General features: G+C 74.8%; 1 pseudogene. It reads left to right on the top strand.

Going from position 1 to position 884, the window contains the following annotated elements:
* Positions 1-739: pseudogene (locus CCN29_RS22040) on the top strand (glutamate--cysteine ligase); the annotation flags it as partial.
* Positions 740-884 lie beyond the last annotated feature (145 nt).

Here is an 884-nt window from a genome sequence, read left to right as displayed (position 1 = left end):
GCGGCCGCGCACCTGGTTCGGGGAGCGCTGGGTGACCTCGGCGTTCGACCTCTTCGAGGAGAACCTGCGCTACTACCCCGCCCTGCTGCCCATCTGCGACGACGAGGACCCGCTCGAGGTGCTGGACCGCGGCGGCGTTCCCTCGCTCGCCGAACTCGTCCTGCACAACGGCACGGTCTACCGCTGGAACCGCCCCGTCTACGGCATCGCCGACGGCGTACCGCACCTGCGCGTGGAGAACCGCGTGCTGCCCGCCGGGCCCACCGTGACCGACGTGATCGCGAACGCGGCCTTCTACTACGGCGTGGTGCGCGCGCTCGCCGAGGACGCCCGCCCGGTGTGGAGCCGGCTGCCCTTCGAGGCCGCCGCCGCCAACTTCGACGCCGCCTGCAAGGACGGCATCGACGCCCGCTTCACCTGGCCCCGGCGCGGACGCCTCGGCGGGCTGGGCGAGGTGGACGCGGTCACCCTCGTACGGGAGGAGCTGCTGCCGCTCGCCGCGGCCGGGCTGGACGCGTGGGGGATCGAGCCCGCCGACCGGGACCGGTACCTCGGGGTGATCGAGGAGCGCTGCCGGCGCCGGGTGAACGGCGCGTCCTGGCAGGCCGCGACCTTCCACCGGGCGCTGGACCTGGGGCTCGGCCGGGAGGAGGCGCTGGCGGCCACCACCCGCCGCTACCGCGAGCTGACCGAGCAGGGCGACCCCGTGCACACCTGGCCGGTCGGACTGCCCGAACCGGCTGCCGACGACGGCCTGACGGCGCTCACCACGGAGCCCGACAGGCCGCCCCGGACCCGCGGTCCGCCGCACAGGTCCTGCCTTCATACTGATCGGACCGATCGGTGATGTGGAGGCAGGTGTGCAGGCGGAGGCGGCGGGCCCG

The sequence above is a fragment of the Streptomyces pseudogriseolus genome, from assembly GCA_002154585.1.
GTDB classification, from domain to species: Bacteria; Actinomycetota; Actinomycetes; order Streptomycetales; family Streptomycetaceae; genus Streptomyces; species Streptomyces pseudogriseolus.
Note: the sequence above shows the minus strand (reverse complement) of the source record. Positions and strands in the feature narration are given on the sequence as shown.